Annotated in this window: 10 protein-coding genes; 4 read left to right on the top strand and 6 right to left on the bottom strand. The window is 67.9% G+C overall.

Translation table 11 applies throughout. From position 1 onward, the window contains the following. Positions 1-6: 6 nt before the first annotated feature. On the bottom strand, positions 7-5,088 hold the full coding sequence (locus CFB40_RS39515; protein ID WP_143329928.1) for a YadA-like family protein: 5,082 nt from the start codon (positions 5,086-5,088) through the stop codon (positions 7-9). 1,445 nt (positions 5,089-6,533) lie between these two features. On the opposite strand from CFB40_RS39515, the gene CFB40_RS34010 reads away from it, so the two are divergent. After that, on the top strand, positions 6,534-7,370 hold the full coding sequence (locus CFB40_RS34010; RefSeq protein WP_089429803.1) for a response regulator transcription factor: 837 nt from the start codon (positions 6,534-6,536) through the stop codon (positions 7,368-7,370). Then, the gene (locus CFB40_RS34015) at positions 7,363-9,708 is read left to right on the top strand and encodes a sensor histidine kinase (protein WP_089433800.1); all 2,346 of its coding nucleotides are present in this window, start codon (positions 7,363-7,365) and stop codon (positions 9,706-9,708) included. Before CFB40_RS34010 ends, CFB40_RS34015 begins: the two co-directional genes overlap by 8 nt. Before the next feature lie 132 nt (positions 9,709-9,840). On the opposite strand, the gene yjfF is transcribed toward CFB40_RS34015, so the two are convergent. From yjfF to CFB40_RS34035, 4 genes are all read right to left on the bottom strand, one after another. After that, entirely contained in the window at positions 9,841-10,929 is a 1,089-nt protein-coding gene (gene yjfF / locus CFB40_RS34020) for a galactofuranose ABC transporter, permease protein YjfF (RefSeq protein WP_089429805.1), read from the bottom strand. Next, entirely contained in the window at positions 10,926-11,966 is a 1,041-nt protein-coding gene (locus tag CFB40_RS34025; RefSeq protein WP_089429806.1) for an ABC transporter permease, read from the bottom strand. Before CFB40_RS34025 ends, yjfF begins: the two co-directional genes overlap by 4 nt. Beyond that, entirely contained in the window at positions 11,963-13,477 is a 1,515-nt protein-coding gene (locus CFB40_RS34030; RefSeq protein ID WP_089433801.1) for a sugar ABC transporter ATP-binding protein, read from the bottom strand. The genes CFB40_RS34025 and CFB40_RS34030 overlap by 4 nt, the downstream gene beginning before the upstream one ends. 74 nt (positions 13,478-13,551) lie before the next feature. Next, complete coding sequence (locus CFB40_RS34035) at positions 13,552-14,514, bottom strand: ABC transporter substrate-binding protein (protein ID WP_089429808.1); 963 nt, start codon at positions 14,512-14,514, stop codon at positions 13,552-13,554. Between the two features lie 632 nt (positions 14,515-15,146). On the opposite strand from CFB40_RS34035, the gene CFB40_RS34040 reads away from it, so the two are divergent. Beyond that, entirely contained in the window at positions 15,147-16,193 is a 1,047-nt protein-coding gene (locus tag CFB40_RS34040; protein ID WP_089433802.1) for a DNA topoisomerase IB, read from the top strand. A gap of 276 nt (positions 16,194-16,469) precedes the next feature. Beyond that, on the top strand, positions 16,470-17,939 hold the full coding sequence (gene proP, locus CFB40_RS34045) for a glycine betaine/L-proline transporter ProP (protein WP_089434029.1): 1,470 nt from the start codon (positions 16,470-16,472) through the stop codon (positions 17,937-17,939). Between the two features lie 75 nt (positions 17,940-18,014). Here proP and CFB40_RS34050 read toward each other — a convergent pair whose 3' ends face one another. Then, positions 18,015-18,839: an alpha/beta fold hydrolase gene (locus CFB40_RS34050; protein ID WP_089430139.1), complete on the bottom strand. Its 825-nt coding sequence runs from the start codon at positions 18,837-18,839 to the stop codon at positions 18,015-18,017. Positions 18,840-18,857: the final 18 nt, after the last annotated feature.

An 18,857-nucleotide genomic window follows, 5' to 3' on the forward strand; every position in this document is an offset into this window, starting at 1 on the left:
GCGCGATTACTTCCACTGATACAGCATGCCCGCGCCGACGACGCGCTGGCTGCCGGCGAAGCCGCCGTTCAGCGTCGCCTTCAGGTTTTCCGTGACGCGCGCCTGCACGCCGACCGCCATCGCCTTCTGCCCCTGGAACGTCGCCGTACCGACCCCCATCGCGAAGTTCGAGTCACGGTCCATGTGCGGGATCGACGCCATCGCGGCGGTGGCCGCGATCCCCTCGCGTGCCATCGAATCGGTCTGCTGGATCTGCTGCTGCATCTGCGTGAGCTGGTTGTTGACCGTGTTCAGCGACTGCGTGAACTGGTTCGACACCGCGTTCAGCTGGTTCACGTTCACCGCATCCGTGCCCTGCGTACCGGCCGCGACGTTGACCACCTGGCGCGCCGATTCCGCCGAACCGACCGCGACGACGTTCGAGCGGCCGCCGTCGTTGCTGCCCGTGCCGATCGCGGTCGAATTGCTGCCCGACGCCGTCGAGCCCACGCCGAAGGCGGTGGAACCGTTGCCCGATGCGAGCGCATTGTTGCCGACCGCCGTGCTGTTCGAGCCCGATGCCACCGCCCCCGACCCACCCGCCGACGAATTCGGGCCGGTCGAGCCCGGCGGCACGTTCGCGCCGTTCGGGTTCGTCGTGTACTGGCCGCCGAGGTTGGTCGTGCGCTGGTCGATCAGCGTCGTCAGCTGGTTCGCGACCGAGTCGAGCTGCGACACGTTCACCGCGTCCGTGCCGTTCTTGCCGGCCGCGAGGCCCGTGATCTGCCGGTTGCCGATGTTCACTTCGCCGGCCGACGATTGCGGGCTGCCCAGGCCGTACGCGACGTAGTTCGTCAGCGCGCCGACCGTCGTCAGCGAACCGGCGCCCAATGCGACGCTGTTCGCGAACGTCGCGGACGCACCGGCGCCCAGCGCGAGCGCATCGGTTGCGTTGCCGAGCGCGCCGGAGCCCAGCGCGACGCTGCCCACGCTGACCGCCTTCGCATTCGCGCCTTGCGCGACCGACTGCGCGCCCAGTGCCGTCGCGCCGCTGCCGAGCGCGAGCGCGTCGGCCTGCGCGGCACTCGCCGCCTGCCCGATCGCGATGCCGCCAGGGGCGGTCTGGTCGACGATCGCGCCGTTGCCGATGCCCACGCCGTGGTCGCCGTTGACGACCGTCGTCGGCCCCACCGCGACCGATTCCGCGCCGACGGCGAGCGAGTCGGCCGCCGTCGAATTCGCGTGGAAATACTTCTGGCCCGTGACCGCAAACGACTGCAACGCGCCGGCCAGCTGCCGCACGGTCACCGCATCCTGCTGCCCGGTGCCGTCCGCGACGTTGGTGATCTGGCGATACGTCTTGCTGGTCGCGTCGCCGACCGATACCGCGCCGAGCAGCATCTGGTCCGTCGTGTTGAACGGGATCGACGCGGTGCCGTTGCGGAGGATGCCCGACGCCGGCGTCGTCGCGCGGTCGGATACCGCCCCCGCGCCGAGCGCGATGCTGCCGTCCACCTTCGAGATCGCATTCGGGCCGATCGCGACACTGTCGAGCCCGATCGCCTGGCTGTCCGGCGCGGTCGAGTTCGCGTGGAAATACTTGATGCCGTGGGCGTTGATGTTGTCGATCGCCGAGCCGACGTTGTTGTTGATCGTCGTCGAACCGTCGCTGTTGTACGTCACGTACGAAGGGGCCGAAATCGTGCCGGTCGTCGGATCGTAGGTGGCCCCTCCGCCGATCGCGCCCGCCGTGCTGTTGCCGAGGTTGGTGTTGTTGTTGGCGATCGAGCTGAGGCCGGTGGACAGCGAGCCGATGCCCGTCGACGTCGCGGTGGACAGCGACGTCAGGTTGCTGTTCGTGCTCGACAGCCCGGTGGACAGCGAGCCGACGGTCGTCGAGGTCGATGTCGACAGCGACGCGATCGAGCTCGTCGTCGAACTGAGCCCGGTCGACAGCGAACCGATGCTCGTCGAGGTCGCGGTCGACAGCGACGTGACGGTGCTGTTCGTCGTGCTCAGGCCGGTGGACAGTGAACCGACCACCGTCGAGGTGGACGTCGACAGCGACGTGATCGAGCTGTTCGTCGAACTCAGGCCGGTGGACAGCGAGCTGATGCCGGTCGACGTCGACGTCGACAGCGACGTCACCGTGCTGTTCGTCGAACTCAAGCCGGTGGACAGTGAGCTGATGCCGGTCGACGTCGAAGTCGACAGCGACGTCACCGTGCTGTTCGTCGAACTCAGGCCGGTGGACAGCGAGCTGATGCCGGTCGACGTCGACGTCGACAGCGACGTCACCGTGCTGTTCGTCGAACTCAAGCCGGTGGACAGTGAGCTGATGCCGGTCGACGTCGAAGTCGACAGCGACGTCACCGTGCTGTTCGTCGAACTCAGGCCGGTGGACAGCGAGCTGATGCCGGTCGACGTCGACGTCGACAGCGACGTCACCGTGCTGTTCGTCGAACTCAAGCCGGTGGACAGTGAGCTGATGCCGGTCGACGTCGAAGTCGACAGCGACGTCACCGTGCTGTTCGTCGAACTCAAGCCGGTGGACAGTGAGCTGATGCCGGTCGACGTCGAAGTCGACAGCGACGTCACCGAGCTATTGGTCGAACTCAAGCCGGTCGAAGTCGACGTGGACAGTGACGTAATCGCGCTATTGGCCGACGACAGACCGGTCGACGTGGACGTCGACAATGACGCCACTGTGCTGTTGGTCGAACTCAGTCCCGTGGACAACGACGTAATGCCCGTCGACGTCGACGTGGACAGCGATGTAATCGCGCTATTGGCCGACGACAAACCGGTCGACGTGGACGTCGACAATGACGTCACTGTGCTGTCGGTCGAGCTCAGGCCCGTCGACAGCGAGCTGATGCCCGTCGAGGTCGACGTCGACAACGACGTGATCGCGCTATTGGCCGACGACAATCCGGTCGACGTGGAAGTCGACAACGACGTCACCGAGCTGTTGGTCGAACTCAACCCCGTCGACAGCGAGCCGATGCCCGTCGAAGTCGATGTGGAAAGCGACGTGATCGCGCTATTGGCCGACGACAATCCGGTCGACGTGGAAGTCGACAACGACGTCACCGAGCTGTTGGTCGAGCTCAACCCCGTCGACAGCGAGCTGATGCCCGTCGAAGTCGATGTGGAAAGCGACGTGATCGCGCTATTGGCCGACGACAATCCGGTCGACGTGGAAGTCGACAACGACGTCACCGAGCTGTTGGTCGAGCTCAACCCCGTCGACAGCGAGCTGATGCCCGTCGAAGTCGATGTGGAAAGCGACGTGATCGCGCTGTTGGCCGACGACAACCCGGTCGATAGCGACGACACCCCCGTCGACAACGAACTGACACTCGACGCCGTCGACGTCGACAGCGAATTCACCGCCTGATTCGTCGCATCGAGCTGCGACCCGTTGATCGCATCCGTGCTCGCCGAACTGATGCGCCCGGCCGCGACGTTGGTGATCTGGCGCTCGGTACCCGCTGCACCGACACTGACGACGCTGGTCGGATTCGTGCCCTTGAACGTGTACGTCACGCCGCCGATCGTCGCGCTCGCGGTCGGGTTCGGCGCCGCCGTCGTCGAGCCCGAGCCGAGCGCGACGTCGCCTGCATTGTTCGCCACGGCCGACGCGCCGAACGCCAGCGCCCCAGCGGCCGCGGCCGTCGACGTGTTGCCGAGCGCGAGCGAGCCGGTGCCCTGCGCGATGTTCGAATTGCCGATGGCGACCGCGCCGTCGCCGTTCGCCGTGTTGTTCGACCCGGCCGTGACCGCACCGGTGCCGATCGCGGTGCTCGGGTCGCCGATCGCCACCGCACCGTTGCCGCTGACCGTCTGGCTCGCGCCGAGCGCCACGGCGCCGGTACCGCCCAGCACCTTCGAGTTGAAGCCGCCGGCGATCGAGCCCGGCCCGGCTGCGGCCGCGACCGAGTTCGAATCGCCGATCGCCACGGTCGACCCCGCCGCCGCGACGCTGTTGATGCCGATGGCCGTCGCATTCGTGGCCGATGCCGTCGCACCGGGCCCCAGGGCGGTCGCCGAGATGCCGGTCGCCAGCGCGGCATTACCGAGCGCGGTCGCGAACTGCTGCGTCGCGCTCGACTGGACGCCCATCGCGATCGAACTGACGCCCGTCGCCTTCGCGCTCGTGCCGAGCGCCATCGAGGTATCGGCGCCGGCCGTCGTGGCCGAACCCAGCGCGATCGAACTGGTGCCGAGCGACTGCGTGCCCGAGCCCGGTACGCCGGCCGTCCCGCCCCAGCCGATCGCGATCGACGACGTGCCCTTCGCACCGCTGTTCACCCCCATCGCCACGCCCGAATTGCCGGAAGCCAGCGCGCCGCTGCCCACGGCAACGGCGGCCGCGCCCGAGCTGGTCGATTGGTTGCCGAGGGACACCGAGCCCGTCAGGTCCGCATGCGATGCATAGCCCAGCGCGACACTTTGCGCGCCGGCGGCGCTCGCCCCGAGGCCCAGCGCCGCCGCGTATTGACCGGAAGCCAGCGCATTGTTGCCGAGCCCGATGGCCGACACACCGGTCGCGGCCGCACCACTGCCCATCGCCACCGACCCGCTTTGCGTCGCGCTCGACAGGTTGCCGATGGAAACCGAGTAATCGCCCGAACCGATCGCCTGCACGCCCATCGACGTGCTGTTGACGCCCGTCGCCTGCGCGTTGATGCCGACGGCCGTCGAAGCGTCGCCCATCGCATGCGCCCCCGGGCCAAGCGCCGTGGCCGACACGCCCTGCGCCGTCGACAGGTTGCCCAACGCGGTGGAGTTCGTCTGCGCGGCGCTCGACCCGACGCCGATCGCGATCGACGAGACGCCGCCGGTGGCCGTCCCGCCATCCGGGTTGTACTGCGCATGCGCACCGGCATGGAACAGCGCGAGGTACGCGGACGCCATCAGCATGGTGAGCCGCCTGAGCGACGGGGCCGAGGTCGCGCCTGCGCGAACCGCGGCCGCTCCTGCGACGTCACGCCCCGGCGTGCCACGCGGCGACGCGACGCGCTTGCCGCGCGCCCGATCAAGCTCCGAAGCCGCAACCCAGGCTCCCAATGCTTCGTTCCAGATCGACTTGAACGACTTGTTCATCTTGTCTTCCCTCGGTTCTCATGTGCTGGATGACGCAACGGCGAACACGGCAGCCGGCGAGAATGTCCTCAACACATTCCCGTCGGTCTCGCGACGCCCTGCCACTCACTTTGGATCACTAACTAAACAGCCCGGTAACGCTGCTCGACACGCGCGATGGATATCGCGATCACGCGATCGCGCGCCGCCCGTGCCAGTCGACACGAGGCGACGCGACGATCGCCGGTTATCGAATCATGGAAGCCGACACGGCAATCCCGGCGGCTCGACGCCGGGCGTGCCGTTCATCCGCGCACGCGCGCGCCGTCGCGCCGAACCCGCGACGACCTCGAATCTCATGGAAAAGCGTCATTCAGACGCCGGATGGGCGGAAGCCGGCCCGCACCCGGGGGCGGCCCGCCCTGTTTCATTCAGGAGGAGGATGACGCCGTGCGATCCCCGGGGCTGAAGCATGCGCCGCCGGTTCGTGCGAACCGGTGCGTTGGCCTGTCATGCCTGTTGTGTTCATCGTTTTCGTACCCGCCTGATTCGAAAGCGCACCGTGCGCGACCGTCCCCCGATGGATCGAACCCTCGGACGGCCCACGCGCAGCCACGCACCCCTTCCGTCCGGCCTTCAAACGCCTTTCCGGAATCCCGGAACAGCATCGACGACTTGCCGGACGACCCCTGCACCGAATTAATCGATCGAATTTCGTTGATGATTTCGTCTCGACCGGTGCGTCATGCCCAACTGCATTCCAGAACTCACCGATTTCTCTTATATAGCAACGTATTCGGTGAATAATGAAATCTGCATTACCCTCGTGCCAGTTATTCTCTTGCCGACGCGATCCCATATCATGGGATATAGCATCGATCAATGTCTCATTGGTATCGCATGCATCGGAATAGCACTTCGGCATGCGATCCACGCGATCCAGACCGTTTGAAAGAACCGATTCCAGCCGCACCGGGGCTAGTTTGCTGGCATTCGTCAGAACGAACCTTTTCCCGAGCGGAAAAACCCTTTTCCCGAGCAGACAGCATTTACATTCATACATTCCAACGCAAATTGCGATTTCACGATTAACACGATTTCGACCCGCCGACAGAAAAAAAATTAATCACGCAACTCACAATTTCTTCATTCTTTTCACATAGCAGGTGTCGACTTCTGAACGCACGCCAAACTGATTCACCGCCCGCTGACCATTCCCATTATTCCAAATTGATCCGGCAATAAAGACCGATTATTAAAAACCGATCCGGCATGTTTTTCCACTTCCGTTTCTTCCGGCCGGACGCCGTGGCGGCAAGCACGCAACATCCCCGCCGCACAAGCCCCCACATGCCACACGGAATCCTCACAAGGTGACCTGTGGTCGGCATATAATTTTTCGCAACAATCGTGCAGACCGCGATGCACGTCATCTGACCGGCCACCCTTCCACCGCCTCCGCAACCATGTCATCCCGCTCGTCCAGTCCGGCGTCGCCTCGTCCCACGCCGGATCTTGCTGACGCACATATTCTTGTCGTCGACGATCGCCCGAACGACCTGCGGCTCCTCACCGAAATCCTGCGGGCCGCACGGTGCCGGATCAGCGTCGCGTTCGACGGGCTGCAGGCGTATCACCGTGCGCAGGCGATCGCGCCCGACCTGATCCTGATGGATGTCCGCATGCCGCGCATGGACGGTTTCGCGGCGTGCCGGCTGCTGGCGTCGACGCCTTCGACGCAATCGATCCCGGTCATCATCCTGACGGCCGCGGGCGATCTCGAGGATCGCATCGCGGGGCTCGAAACCGGTGCGATCGACTACATCATCAAGCCGTTCGAGCCGACCGAAGTGCTGGCCCGGATCCGCAATCACCTGAAACGCGCGCGGCGCAGCCAGCCGTTCGCGCATCTGCCCGAGCTGCCCGACAACCCGGAGGCGGCCCTCGTGCGCGCGGCGTCCGAGGTCCTGCTGCGCGACCTGCGCCATCCGCCGGCGCTCGAGGATCTCGCCAGGCAGGTCGGCACGCACGAGAAGCGCCTCTCCCGCGTGTTCCGCGACCATCTCGGCCAGACCGTGTTCGAATATCTGCGCGACACGCGCCTGCGCGCCGCGATGCACTTTCTCGCGGAGACGTCGATGGGGATCGGCGACATCGCCGAGGAAATCGGCTTTTCCACGCCCGGCAACTTCGCCACCGCCTTCCGCGAGCGCTTCGGCATCACGCCGTCCGACTGGCGGCGCCAGCGCCATGCGGTCAATGCCCCGCCCGCCACACCCGGGGCGCACCATCACGATGGGTAGGCGCCACGCGGCATGGGCAGCCGGATGTCGCGCGGTGCTGCTGCTCCTGCTCGCGATGGCCGTCACCTGCGCGACGGCGCACGCCGCGTCGACGCCGAACCCCGCGCAACTGGACGCCGTGTCGGTCTTCGAGGACGCGAGCACGACGATGTCCGCCGAACAGGTCGCCGCACGGCTCGCCGATCCGGCGCATGGCACGCCGGTGGCCGGCACGTCGTCGTTCAACGTCGAGTTCTCGCGATCGGCGTGGTGGATCCGCGCCACGCTGACCAACCGCGACAGCGCCGCGCGCCCGCTGGTGCTGGTGATTCGTGACGCCCGCGTCGACCAGGCGGACTTCTATCTCGGCCGGAACGGCGGGTGGACGCTCGACAACCGCTTCCCGGCCGCCGGCGCCGGTAGTGACGCCCGACCGTCATCGCGCTACCCGGCACTCGACGTCACGTTGCGTGCCGGCGAAAGCGTCCCCGTCCTGATCCGCGTCACGTCGCGCAAGGAAATGCGGCTCGCGCCGGCCGCGTTCACGCGCGCGGCATGGGATGCGCTGGAACGGCGCGCGACGATGTGGGACTTCGGCTTCTTCGGCGGGTTGCTCGCGCTGATGTGGTGCGCGCTGCTGATCGGGTTCTTTTCGCGCAGCGGCGTGTTTCACGTGCTGGCCGCGGTGGCGCTGGGCACGACACTGTTCGAAGCGGCTTACCGCGGCTATCTGGCGCTGGCGTTGCCGCCTGCGCTGCGTGAATGGTCGGCGCGCGGCGAAGTGATCTTCGCGTACCTGGCGGTGTCGTGCTTCGTCGTCTTCATCCTGATGGTCGCCCGGCGCGAGCAGGCGAAGCTGCCGATGCGCGCGATCTACATGGCCTTCCTCGCGCTCGAAGGGATCGGCATGATCGGCGCCGCCTGCGGCGACCTGCTGACGTTCACGTGGTTCTGCCTGCGGCTGAACGCGGTGCTCGGGATCGTCAACATCAGCCTCGCGCTGCTGCTCGCGATCCGCCGGACGCCGACCGGCCGCGTGATGCTGATCGCCATCGCGATCGCCACCTTCAACATGTTGATCCGCGTGCTCGACGGCATGAACACGCTGCCGCCGGCGCTCGCGTGGCTGAAATCCGACATCTTCCCGAACCCCGTCATCGCGATCGTCGGGCTCGCCACGCACCTGCTGGTGCTGGCCGCATGGATCCACCACGTCGGCCGCCAGCGTACCGAGGCGAGGAAGCGGCTCGAACACTGGCAGCTCACCGAGCAGGATCGCCTGCGCGACGAAGTCGCACGCCGCACGCTCGCGCTCAACGACGCGCTGCAGCAGGTGACGACCCACATGCAGCAGAAGATCGAGACGCTCGGCTACGTCAGCCACGACCTGCGCGCGCCGCTGTCCACGATCAATGGCTATGCGAAGCTGCTGCTGCAAGGCGCGACGCGCGGCCAGGCGCGGCTGATCCGGTCGATCGACCGCAGCATCCGCTACCAGCTCACGCTGATCGATGAGCTGCTCGCGTTCACGAAGGCCGAGCTGCAGCCGCTCGGCGTGACGCCGGATGCGACCGACCTGCCCGGCCTGCTCGACGACATCGGCCACTATGCGCTCGCGCTGTGCGCGCAGCAGGACAACCGGTTCGTCTACCGGCCGGCCACGCCGCTGCCGCGCACGGTGTCGATCGATGGCATGCGGCTGCAGCAGGTGCTGCTCAACCTGCTGTCCAACGCATCGAAGTTCACGCGCGACGGCACGGTCACGCTGTCGATTCATGCCGCGCGCGAAGGCGACGCCTGGCGCCTGCTGTTCGAAGTGGCCGATACGGGCATCGGGATCGACATCAGCGGCAACCGCGACATCTTCCGCGCGTACCAGCAGGTGCAGGCCGTGAACGGCGGCACCGGGCTCGGCCTGTTCATCGCGCAGCGCATCGTCGGCGCGATGGCGGGCGAGCTGGCCGTCGCCAGCCAGCCGGGCGTCGGCACGGCATTCTCGTTCGCGATCGTCGCGCCCGCCGTCGGGCACGCGCTCGTGCCGGTGTCGGAGCTCGTCCGGCGGTTTCATCCGGACGGCGAGGCCGAGCCGGATGACACCGCGCCCACGATGCCGTGCCCGCCCGACGATGCGCTCGACCAGTTGATCCTGCTGGCCGACAACGGGCAGTTGACCGATATCGAGGCATGGCTCGGCCCGTATGCGGACGAGCCGGATTACGCGGCCTTCGTGCGGGACGTGCGCGAACACCTCGATGCACTGGACCTGGACGCGATCGGGAAACTGGCCGGCTCGCTGAAACAGGCGCGCAGCGCCGCGACGGCGTTCGACGCCGAAGCCGACGCGGCCGGGCCGGCCTGACGGCACGGGCCACCGCGGCGCGCACGCGCCGATCGGGCACCGGCCGGCCGCCGGATGCGACCGCCCGCGCATCGGCACCCCCACCGTCGCGTCAGCACGCGTCGTGCCGCGCCCCCCGCCGGACGATGCGCGCTACAGCCGCCGCATCGTCGAAACCAGCGCGGCGCCCTCGTCGGGCGAGGCCGGCCGCGCCCGCACCGGGTCGCGCTCCGGCCTCGGCGCACCGAGCCCCGTGCCGCCCGTGCGCCGCCGCGCGGCGTGCCGCTCGATCACCCGTTGCAGCACGCAGAACACGCACAGCAGCGCGCCGATCACGATCCGCGTCCACCACGAACTCAACGTACCGTCGAACGTGATCAGCACCTGGATCGTGCCGAGGATGCCGACACCGAACACCGAGCCGACCACATAGCCCACGCCGCCGGTGAGCAGCGTGCCGCCGATCACGGTCGCGGCGATCGCGTCGAGTTCCATGCCCTGGGCCTGCAACCCGTAGCCCGACAGCACGTACAGCGTGAACACGACGCCGCCGAGCGCCGAACAGAAGCCGCTCAGCGCGTACACGCCGACCTTCGTGCGCGCGACCGGCAGCCCCATCAGCAGCGCCGAACGCTCGTTGCCGCCGATCGCGTAGACGTTGCGGCCGAAGCGCGTGAAATGCGCGACGTAGATCGCGCCGGCCAGCGTCGCGAGCGCGATCAACGCGCCCGCGCTCAACGTGCCGCCGCCCACCGGCACGCTGAAGCCCGCGATCGCATGAAACACCGGCTCGTTGATCGTGATCGACTGCGTCGTGATCAGGAAGCACGCGCCGCGCGCGAGAAACATCCCGGCGAGCGTGACGATGAACGGCTGCAGCCGGAAATAATGGATCAGCGCCCCCATCGCCGCGCCGTACAGCGCGCCGAACGCGAGCACCAGCGGCACGATCACCCACACGGGCCAGTGCAGCCGCTCGGCGCCGACCGCGCAGAAGATCGTCGTCAGCGCGACGACCGAGCCGACCGACAGGTCGATCCCGCCCGACACGATCACGAACGTCATCCCGATCGCGACGATCAACAGGAACGCGTTGTCGACGAGCAGCCCGGTCAGCACCTGCATCGAAAAGAAGCCCGTGTAGGTCACGGACCCGAAGCCGAACAGCGCGGCGAACAGCACGATCGTCACGACGATCGGCAGCGTGCGCGGGTCGGCGAGCCGGCCAAGGAATCGGTTCATCGCGGCGTCGCTCCGGAAGTGGCGCGCGAACGCGCGGAAGGTAGCAGCCGTGACGCGTGCCGGACGACCGACGCACGTGCGGCCTCCGACTGGATCAGCGTCACGACGATCACGACGACCGCCTTGACGACGAGCGTCGCCTCCGGCGGCACGCCGATCGAATAGGTCGTATAGGTGAGCGTCTGGATGATCAGCGCGCCGAGCACCGAGCCGGCGAGGCTGAAACGGCCGCCGAGCAGCGACGTGCCGCCGAGCGTCACCGCGAGGATCGCGTCGAGTTCGAGCAGCAGCCCCGCGTTGTTGCCGTCGGCGCTGCGCACGTTCGAGCTGGCCAGGATGCCCGCGAGCGCCGACATCACGCCTGAAAACAGATACACGCCGAACACGATCGCCCCCGAGCGCAGGCCGACGAGCCGTGTCGCGACCGGGTTCACGCCGATTGCGCGGATGAACAGCCCGAGCGCGGTGCGGTTCACCAGCAGCGCGGTCGCGGCGATCGTCGCCAGCGCGATCCACACCGCGCACGGCACGGCCGCGACATAGCCGCCGCCGAGCGCGAGGTAGCCGGGCGCGCCGATCGGGATGATCTGGCCACCCGTCAGCAGTTGCGCGACGCCGCGGCCGGCCACCATCAGGATCAGCGTCGCGATGATCGGCTGCATCCCGACGAACGCCACCAGCAGCCCGTTCCATGCGCCGGCCAGCAGCCCGACGCCGAGCGCGGCAGCCAGCGCCACGCCGATTCGCGACGGGTCCGCTTCGAGCACGATCGCCGCGGCCGCCCCGGCGATCGCGACGATCGCGCCGACCGAGATGTCGATCCCGCGGGTCGCGATCACGAGCGTCATCCCGAGCGACACGATCACGAGCGGCGCCGCGCGGTTCAGGATGTCGACCGGCGCACCGAACAGGTGACCGTCGAGCAGCGTGATCGACAGGAAGCCCGGGCGATACGCGACGTCGAGCGCGAACAGCAGCGCGAGCGTCAGCACCGGCCACACGAGCGAATGACGGAACAACGTGCGCAGCCGCGTCATGACTGGCCTCCCGCGATCAGCCGGTATACCTGCTCCTCGGATGCGTCGGCGCCGGTGAGTTCGGCGACCTTGCGCCGGTCGCGCAGCACCGCGATCCGGTGGCTCACGCGCACGACTTCGCTGATCTCCGACGAAATGAACAGGATCGCGAGCCCTTGCGCGCACAGCGCGAGCACGCGCTCCATGATGTCGAATTTCGCGGCGACGTCGATGCCGCGCGTCGGCTCGTCGAGAATCAGCAGCTTCGGTTCCGTCGCGAGCCAGCGCGCGAGCAGCACCTTTTGCTGGTTGCCGCCCGACAGCAGCCCGATCGGCTGCTCCGCGTCGCGCGCCTTGATGCCGAGCCGCGCGATGTACGTATCGGCGAGCTCGCGCTGGCGCGCCCGCCCGATCAGCCGCCACCAGCCGCGCCGCGCCTGCAGCGCGAGAATGATGTTCTCGCGGATCGACAGCGCGGCGACGATGCCCTCCTTCTTGCGATCCTCCGGGCAATACGCGATGCCGTTGCGAACCGCGTCGTGCGGCGACGCGAGCCGCGTGCGCGCGCCGTCGATCTCGATCGCGCCGGTGTCGGCGCGCTCCGCGGCGAACGCAAGCTGCGCGGTTTCGGTGCGCCCCGAGCCGAGCAGCCCGGCCAGTCCGACGATCTCGCCGGGCCGCACGTCGAGGTCGAGCGGGCTCATCATCCCGCGCCGGCCGACCTGCTGCATCGACAGGAACGGGTCGGCCTCGCCGGCGGTGCGTTCGACCGCCGCCGCACCCGCCTGCAGCGTGTCGGACATCCGTTCGCGGCCGGTCATCTTCGCGACCAGCACGTCGACCGGCAGGTCGCGCGCGAGATACTCGCCTTCGCGCTCGCCGTTGCGCATCACGGTGATCCGGTCGGACACCGCGTAGGTCTGCTCGAGAAAGTGCGTGACGAACAGGATCGCGATGCCCGAGGCCTTCAGCCGGCGCAGCACGTCGAACAGCCGCGCGACCTCGCCGTCGTCGAGGCTCGACGTCGGCTCGTCGAGAATCAGCACGCGCGCGTCGACCGACACCGCCCGTGCGATCGCGACCATCTGCTGCACGGCGATCGGATACGCGTCGAGCGAGCGCGTGACGTCGAGCGCCAGGTCGAGTTCGGCCAGCGCCGCGCGCGAGCGTGCATGAATCGTGTTCCAGTCGATCGCGCCGCGCCGCATCGGCTGCCGGCCCGCGAAGATGTTCTCCGCGACCGACAGGTTCGCGCACAGGTTCACTTCCTGGTAGAGCGTCTGGATGCCGGCCGCCTCGGCTTCGCGCGGTGCGGCGAAATGCACCGGCGCGCCGCCGACGCGAATCTCGCCCGCGTCGTGCGCATGCACGCCGGTGAGCACGTTGATCAGCGTCGACTTGCCCGCGCCGTTCTGGCCCATCAGCGCGTGGATTTCACCCGGAAACAACCGGAAGTTCACGCGCTGCAGCGCGTTCACGCCCGGAAACGACTTGTCGATGCCGATCATCTCGACCACCGGCGGACTCTCCATGCATCCTCCCTCGAAACGGTTGGCGCCCGGGCGGCCGCAACACCGCCGCCCGCGCCGGATCGTCGGTACGTGGCTCAGTACTTGCGGGTCGGCAGCACCTGGGCCGCGACGTTCATCGGGAACACGGTCTCGTTCGTCACGATGCGCTTGGGCAGTTGCTTGCCGGCGACGACGTCCTTCACCGCGGTCATCAACTGCGGGCCGAGCAGCGGGCTGCATTCGACGTCGACGTTGATCTTGCCGGCGACCATCGCCTGGAAGCCGCCCTTGGTCGCGTCGAACGACACGACGCTCACGTCCTTGCCGGGCTTGATCCCCGCCTCTTCCATCGCCTGGATCGCGCCGAGCGCCATGTCGTCGTTGTGCGCGTAGACGACGTTGATCTGCTTGCCGTAGGTCTTCGCGAACGCTTCCATCACCTGCTTGCCGCCCGCCAGCGTGAAGTCGCCGCTCTGCGACGCGATCACCTTGAACTTAGGATTGCTCTTGATCACTTCGAGCAGGCCGGCCCGCCGGTCGTTGGCCGGCGCCGAGCCGACCGTGCCCTGCAGCTCGACGATGTTGATCGGACCCGGGTCGTTCTTGTAGCGCTCTTCCATCCAGTGGCCGGCGCGCCGCCCTTCCTCGAGGAAGTCCGAGCCGATCATCGTCACGTACAGCGACGGGTCCTTCACGTCGACTCCGCGGTCGGTCAGGATCACCGGGATGTGCGCGGCCTTCGCTTCGGTCAGCACGGGCTCCCAGCCCGATTCGACGACCGGCGAGAACGCGATCACGTCGACCTTCTGCGCGATGAACGAGCGGATCGCGCGAATCTGGTTCTCCTGCTTCTGCTGCGCGTCGGAGAATTTCAGGTTGATGCCGGCGTCCTTCGCCGCGCCCTTCACCGACACGGTGTTCGCGGTGCGCCACGCGCTTTCCGCGCCGACCTGCGAGAAACCGAGCGTGATCGGTTTCTGCTGCGCGTGTGCGCCGCCGGCCAGCACCGTCGCCGCGGCAACGATCGCGCCGGCCGCCAGCTTCCTGATGAATGTCATGGTTCGTCTCCGATGATGTCGTTGTCTGCCGTTGCGCTGTTCTGTTTCTGCGTGGCGCAGGCACGGGTCGGGGCTGTGCGCCGGCCGGGGGCGTCGCGCCGGCCCGGTCTGCATGCCCCGCATCAGTCTAGAAACAAGTCCGATAACCTTCTAATGAAATATTGGATTGGGGCGATATCGGATTCGGCATACGTATAAACACCTAAACGAATGACCCGCCCCGTTCCAGGTGGCCTTTGCACGAGCCAGCGCACCACCGGCGCGTTGCCTCACGGCATCGTAAAACGCTCGCTCCAGCCGACCTCGACGATCTCCGCGGCAGCTTCGATGTTCGTTGAACGCGACACGGCGTCGACGCGATCCGCCCGATGCCGACATCGGGCCGCAGTCAGCTTGCCCGGGCGAAGCCGTTGCGTTGTTTCGTCCATGCAGCGCAAACAAACGCCCGGACGCCCGTCCGGCGCGCGCTCGCGCCGGGCATCCTCGCGTGTGCCAGGAATGGCGCACGGTTCTTGCTGCACGACGCCGGAACGTACGCACAAACAAGGAGAAACCGTGCGCGCAGGATGTCCGCCCGGAACGCAGCCCGACGATACGCGGATCGGCACTGACGTCGATCGACGCGCTGCAGCATGAAGAAGCGTGCCGCGTCGCAGCCGAATGCACGCATGCCCGCCGGGCCGCTGCGCCATGTCGACGACCGTCGCCCCGGCTACACGCGCCGACTGCTCCGCAACGGCTTCGCGTATTACGGGCCCGACGGTGTGCGAGTGCGCGATGCCGACGAAATTGCCCGTATCAACGCGCTCGCGATTCCACCCGCGTACACCGACGTGTGGATCTGCATGGACCCGCGCGGTCATCTTCAGGCAACCGGCCGCGATGCACGCGGGCGCAAGCAGTATCGCTATCACCCGCTGTGGCGCGAGACGCGAGACGCGAACAAGTACGCGCGGATGGCCGCGTTCGCGCGTGCGCTGCCGCGCATCCGCGCGCGCGTCACGCGCGATCTGGCGTTGCCGGGCATGCCGCGCGACAAGGTCGTGGCGACGATCGTCCGCTTGCTCGACACGACGCTCGCGCGGATCGGCAACACGGAATACGCGCGCGAAAACGGCTCGTACGGGCTGACGACGTTGCGCAAGCGTCATGTGAAAATTCAGCCCGGCCAGGTGCAGTTGCGCTTCGCCGGCAAGAGCGGGATCGAACACGACGTGACGGTTGACGACGCGCGGGTCGCGCGCATCGTGCGGCGCTGCGCCGAGCTGCCCGGGCACGAGCTGTTCCAGTATGTGGACGACGACGGCGTACGCCATCCGGTCGGGTCGTCCGACGTGAACGACTACCTGCGCGAGGCCGGCGGCGCGGATTTCACCGCGAAGGACTACCGGACCTGGGCCGGCAGCGTGCATGCGCTCGGGTTGTTGCGGCGCACCGAGCATCGCGGCGTCACGCACGCGCGCAAGCAGATCGTCGAGACCGTGCGCGCGGTGGCCGAGCTACTGCGCAACACACCGGCCGTGTGCCGGCGCTGCTACATCCATCCGGCCGTGCTCGACGCGTTCGAGGCGGGCACGCTCGCCGCGCTCGCGGTCCGGCGTACGCCGCGCGGCTTGCGCGTGGACGAAGCGGCGTTCGTGGCGTTGCTCCGCAGCGCACGCCGGCGCATGGGGACATGACTGCGCACATCGCCCGGACACACCCGCTTCGACGCAGCCGGCCCCACACGAACCCGATGTCGTTTACCACCGGGTTCCGGGCGCATGACCGATAGCCGCCCGCGCCCGTTTCCCTAAACTGGTTCGCACAACACACCTGCCCGGTGTCGTCCGCTACGCACGTCACGCCACCGGCATCGATGCATCCCCGAGACATCCGCCTTCGCTGTCCGTCGGCCCGCACGTCCCCGCTGCATGCCCGCCGGCCGCGCCGCCAAGGCATTCCAGGAGAGTTCATTGAGCCCGTCGCAAGCGCGCCCCGCGAAAACCCGATCTTCGCGCCAGTCCGTCAAGCTGGATGACATCACGATCGTCGACCCCGCCGTCCTCAAGCGCGCGGTCGGCGCCATGGCGTTCGGCAACGCGATGGAATGGTTCGACTTCGGCGTCTACAGCTATATCGCCGTCACGCTCGGCAAGGTGTTCTTCCCGTCCAGCAGCCCGTCCGCGCAGCTGCTCGCGACCTTCGGCACGTTCGCGGCCGCGTTCCTCGTGCGCCCGCTCGGCGGCATGGTGTTCGGCCCGCTCGGCGACCGCATCGGCCGCCAGCGCGTGCTCGCTGCCACGATGATCATGATGGCCGTCGGCACGTTCGCGATCGGCCTGATCCCCAGCTACGCGTCGATCGGCATCATGGCGCCCGTGCTGCTGCTCGTCGCCCGCCTCGTGCAGGGCTTCTCGACCGGCGGCGAGTACGGCGGCGCGGCCACCTTCATCGCCGAATTCTCCACCGACAAGCGCCGTGGCTTCATGGGCAGCTTCCTCGAGTTCGGCACGCTGATCGGCTATACGCTCGGCGCGGCGACGGTCGCGCTGCTCACCGCGTCGCTGTCGCAGGAAGCGCTGCTGTCGTGGGGCTGGCGCGTGCCGTTCTTCATCGCCGGCCCGCTCGGTCTCGTGGGGCTCTATGTCCGGCTGAAACTCGAGGAAACGCCCGCGTTCAAGAAGGAGGCCGAAGCACGCGAAGCGGACGAACGCACGCGGCCGAAACAACGCTTCGCGACGCTGCTCGTCGAACAGTGGAAGCCGCTGCTGCAATGCGTCGGCCTCGTGCTGATCTTCAACGTGACCGACTACATGGCGCTGTCGTACCTGCCGAGCTACCTGTCGGCGACGCTGCACTTCCGCGAATCGCACGGCCTGTTCCTGGTGCTGCTCGTGATGGTGCTGATGATGCCGATGACGCTCTACGCCGGGCACCTGTCGGACAAGGTCGGCCGCAAGCCGGTGATGATGGCGGGCTGCGTGGGCCTGCTCGTGCTGGCCGTGCCGGCGCTGATGCTGATCCGCACCGGCGGCATGCTGCCCGTGTTCGGCGGGATGCTGATCTATGGCGTGCTGCTGTCGTGCTTTACCGGCGTGATGCCGTCGGCGCTGCCCGCGCTGTTCCCCACGCGCATCCGCTACGGCGCGCTCGCGATCGGCTTCAACGTGTCGGTGTCGTTGTTCGGCGGCACGACGCCGCTCGTCACCGCGTGGCTCGTCGATCGCACCGGCGACCTGATGATGCCCGCGTACTACCTGATGGGCGCATCGTTCATCGGCATCGTGTCGGTGCTCGCGCTGCGCGAAACGGCGCGCCAGCCGCTGCCCGGCTCCGCGCCGTGCGTCGCGAGTCGCGCGGAGGCGCTGAGCCTCGTTCGCGGCCCGGCCGACGAAGCGCGCGGGCAGGACAGGAAGCTCACGCCGGTCAGCGAACGTGCGTGATGCGGGCGCGGGTCGCGCGGGCGCTCATGACGTGACGTGATCCCACGCGACATGCGCCGCGTCGCGCGCACCGCGTCAGCCTGCCGACAGCCGCTGCGCGTCGAACCAGTCGAGCAGCATGCGCGTGACGAACGCGGGATTTTCCAGATTCGAGATGTGCCCGGCGTCCGGCACCAGCGCATGGGTGCAACCGATCACGCTCGCCATCTTCACCGTTTCCGACGGCGGGCGCGCCATGTCGCCCGCGCCGCACATCAGCAGCGTGCGTTCGGCGTCCAGTTCGGCGAGTGCCGACAGCGTGTCGGGCCGGCCGAAGATCAGCCGGCCGAGCGGGACGATCGATTGCCGTAACCGGTCGGCCGGCAGGTTCGCCAGCGCGTCGCGAAACGCGGACGGCACCGGGCCCGCCAGATTGACGTCCGGCCGGAAGAACAGCGGCACGATCGCATCGAGCAGCGGCGGCGCGATACGGCCCGCGGCGGCGATGGCGTCAAGCATTCCGAAGTAGCGCAGCCGCGTCGCCTCGGGCTCGGCCTCGAGCGACGCATCCATCAGCACGAGCGAGCGCACGCGCTGCGGTTCGCGCAACGCGAGCCGCGCGCCCCACATGCCGCCGACACTGAGCCCGACGAGCGCGCACTGTTCGATCGCCAGCGCGTCGAGCAGCGCACTCGCCTGCGCGGCGAGATCGTCGAGCGTCTGCGTGCCTTCCGGCATCGCACCCGATGCGCCGTGCCCCCACAGGTCCGGCACGATGACACGATACTGGCGCGACAGCGCGTCGATCTGCGGCGCCCACATCGCCGCATCCCACAGATAGCTGTGCCCGAGCAGCACCGGGAACCCGGTGCCGTGATCCTGGTAATGCAGGGTGCTGCCATGAATGTTCACTGCGGGCATGTCGTCTCCGGTGTCGGC

Origin of the sequence: Burkholderia sp. AU31652 (genome assembly GCF_002223155.1) — a bacterium.
GTDB lineage: Bacteria > Pseudomonadota > Gammaproteobacteria > Burkholderiales > Burkholderiaceae > Burkholderia.

Coding starts and splice junctions, on each gene's coding strand:
- CFB40_RS34050 (WP_089430139.1), bottom strand. CDS start 18,839: ATGCCCGCAGTGAACATTCATGGCAGCACCCTGCATTACCAGGATCAC.
- CFB40_RS34040 (WP_089433802.1), top strand. CDS start 15,147: ATGAAGAAGCGTGCCGCGTCGCAGCCGAATGCACGCATGCCCGCCGGG.
- CFB40_RS34030 (WP_089433801.1), bottom strand. CDS start 13,477: ATGGAGAGTCCGCCGGTGGTCGAGATGATCGGCATCGACAAGTCGTTT.
- CFB40_RS39515 (WP_143329928.1), bottom strand. CDS start 5,088: ATGAACAAGTCGTTCAAGTCGATCTGGAACGAAGCATTGGGAGCCTGG.
- CFB40_RS34015 (WP_089433800.1), top strand. CDS start 7,363: ATGGGTAGGCGCCACGCGGCATGGGCAGCCGGATGTCGCGCGGTGCTG.
- CFB40_RS34035 (WP_089429808.1), bottom strand. CDS start 14,514: ATGACATTCATCAGGAAGCTGGCGGCCGGCGCGATCGTTGCCGCGGCG.
- yjfF (WP_089429805.1), bottom strand. CDS start 10,929: ATGAACCGATTCCTTGGCCGGCTCGCCGACCCGCGCACGCTGCCGATC.
- CFB40_RS34025 (WP_089429806.1), bottom strand. CDS start 11,966: ATGACGCGGCTGCGCACGTTGTTCCGTCATTCGCTCGTGTGGCCGGTG.
- CFB40_RS34010 (WP_089429803.1), top strand. CDS start 6,534: ATGTCATCCCGCTCGTCCAGTCCGGCGTCGCCTCGTCCCACGCCGGAT.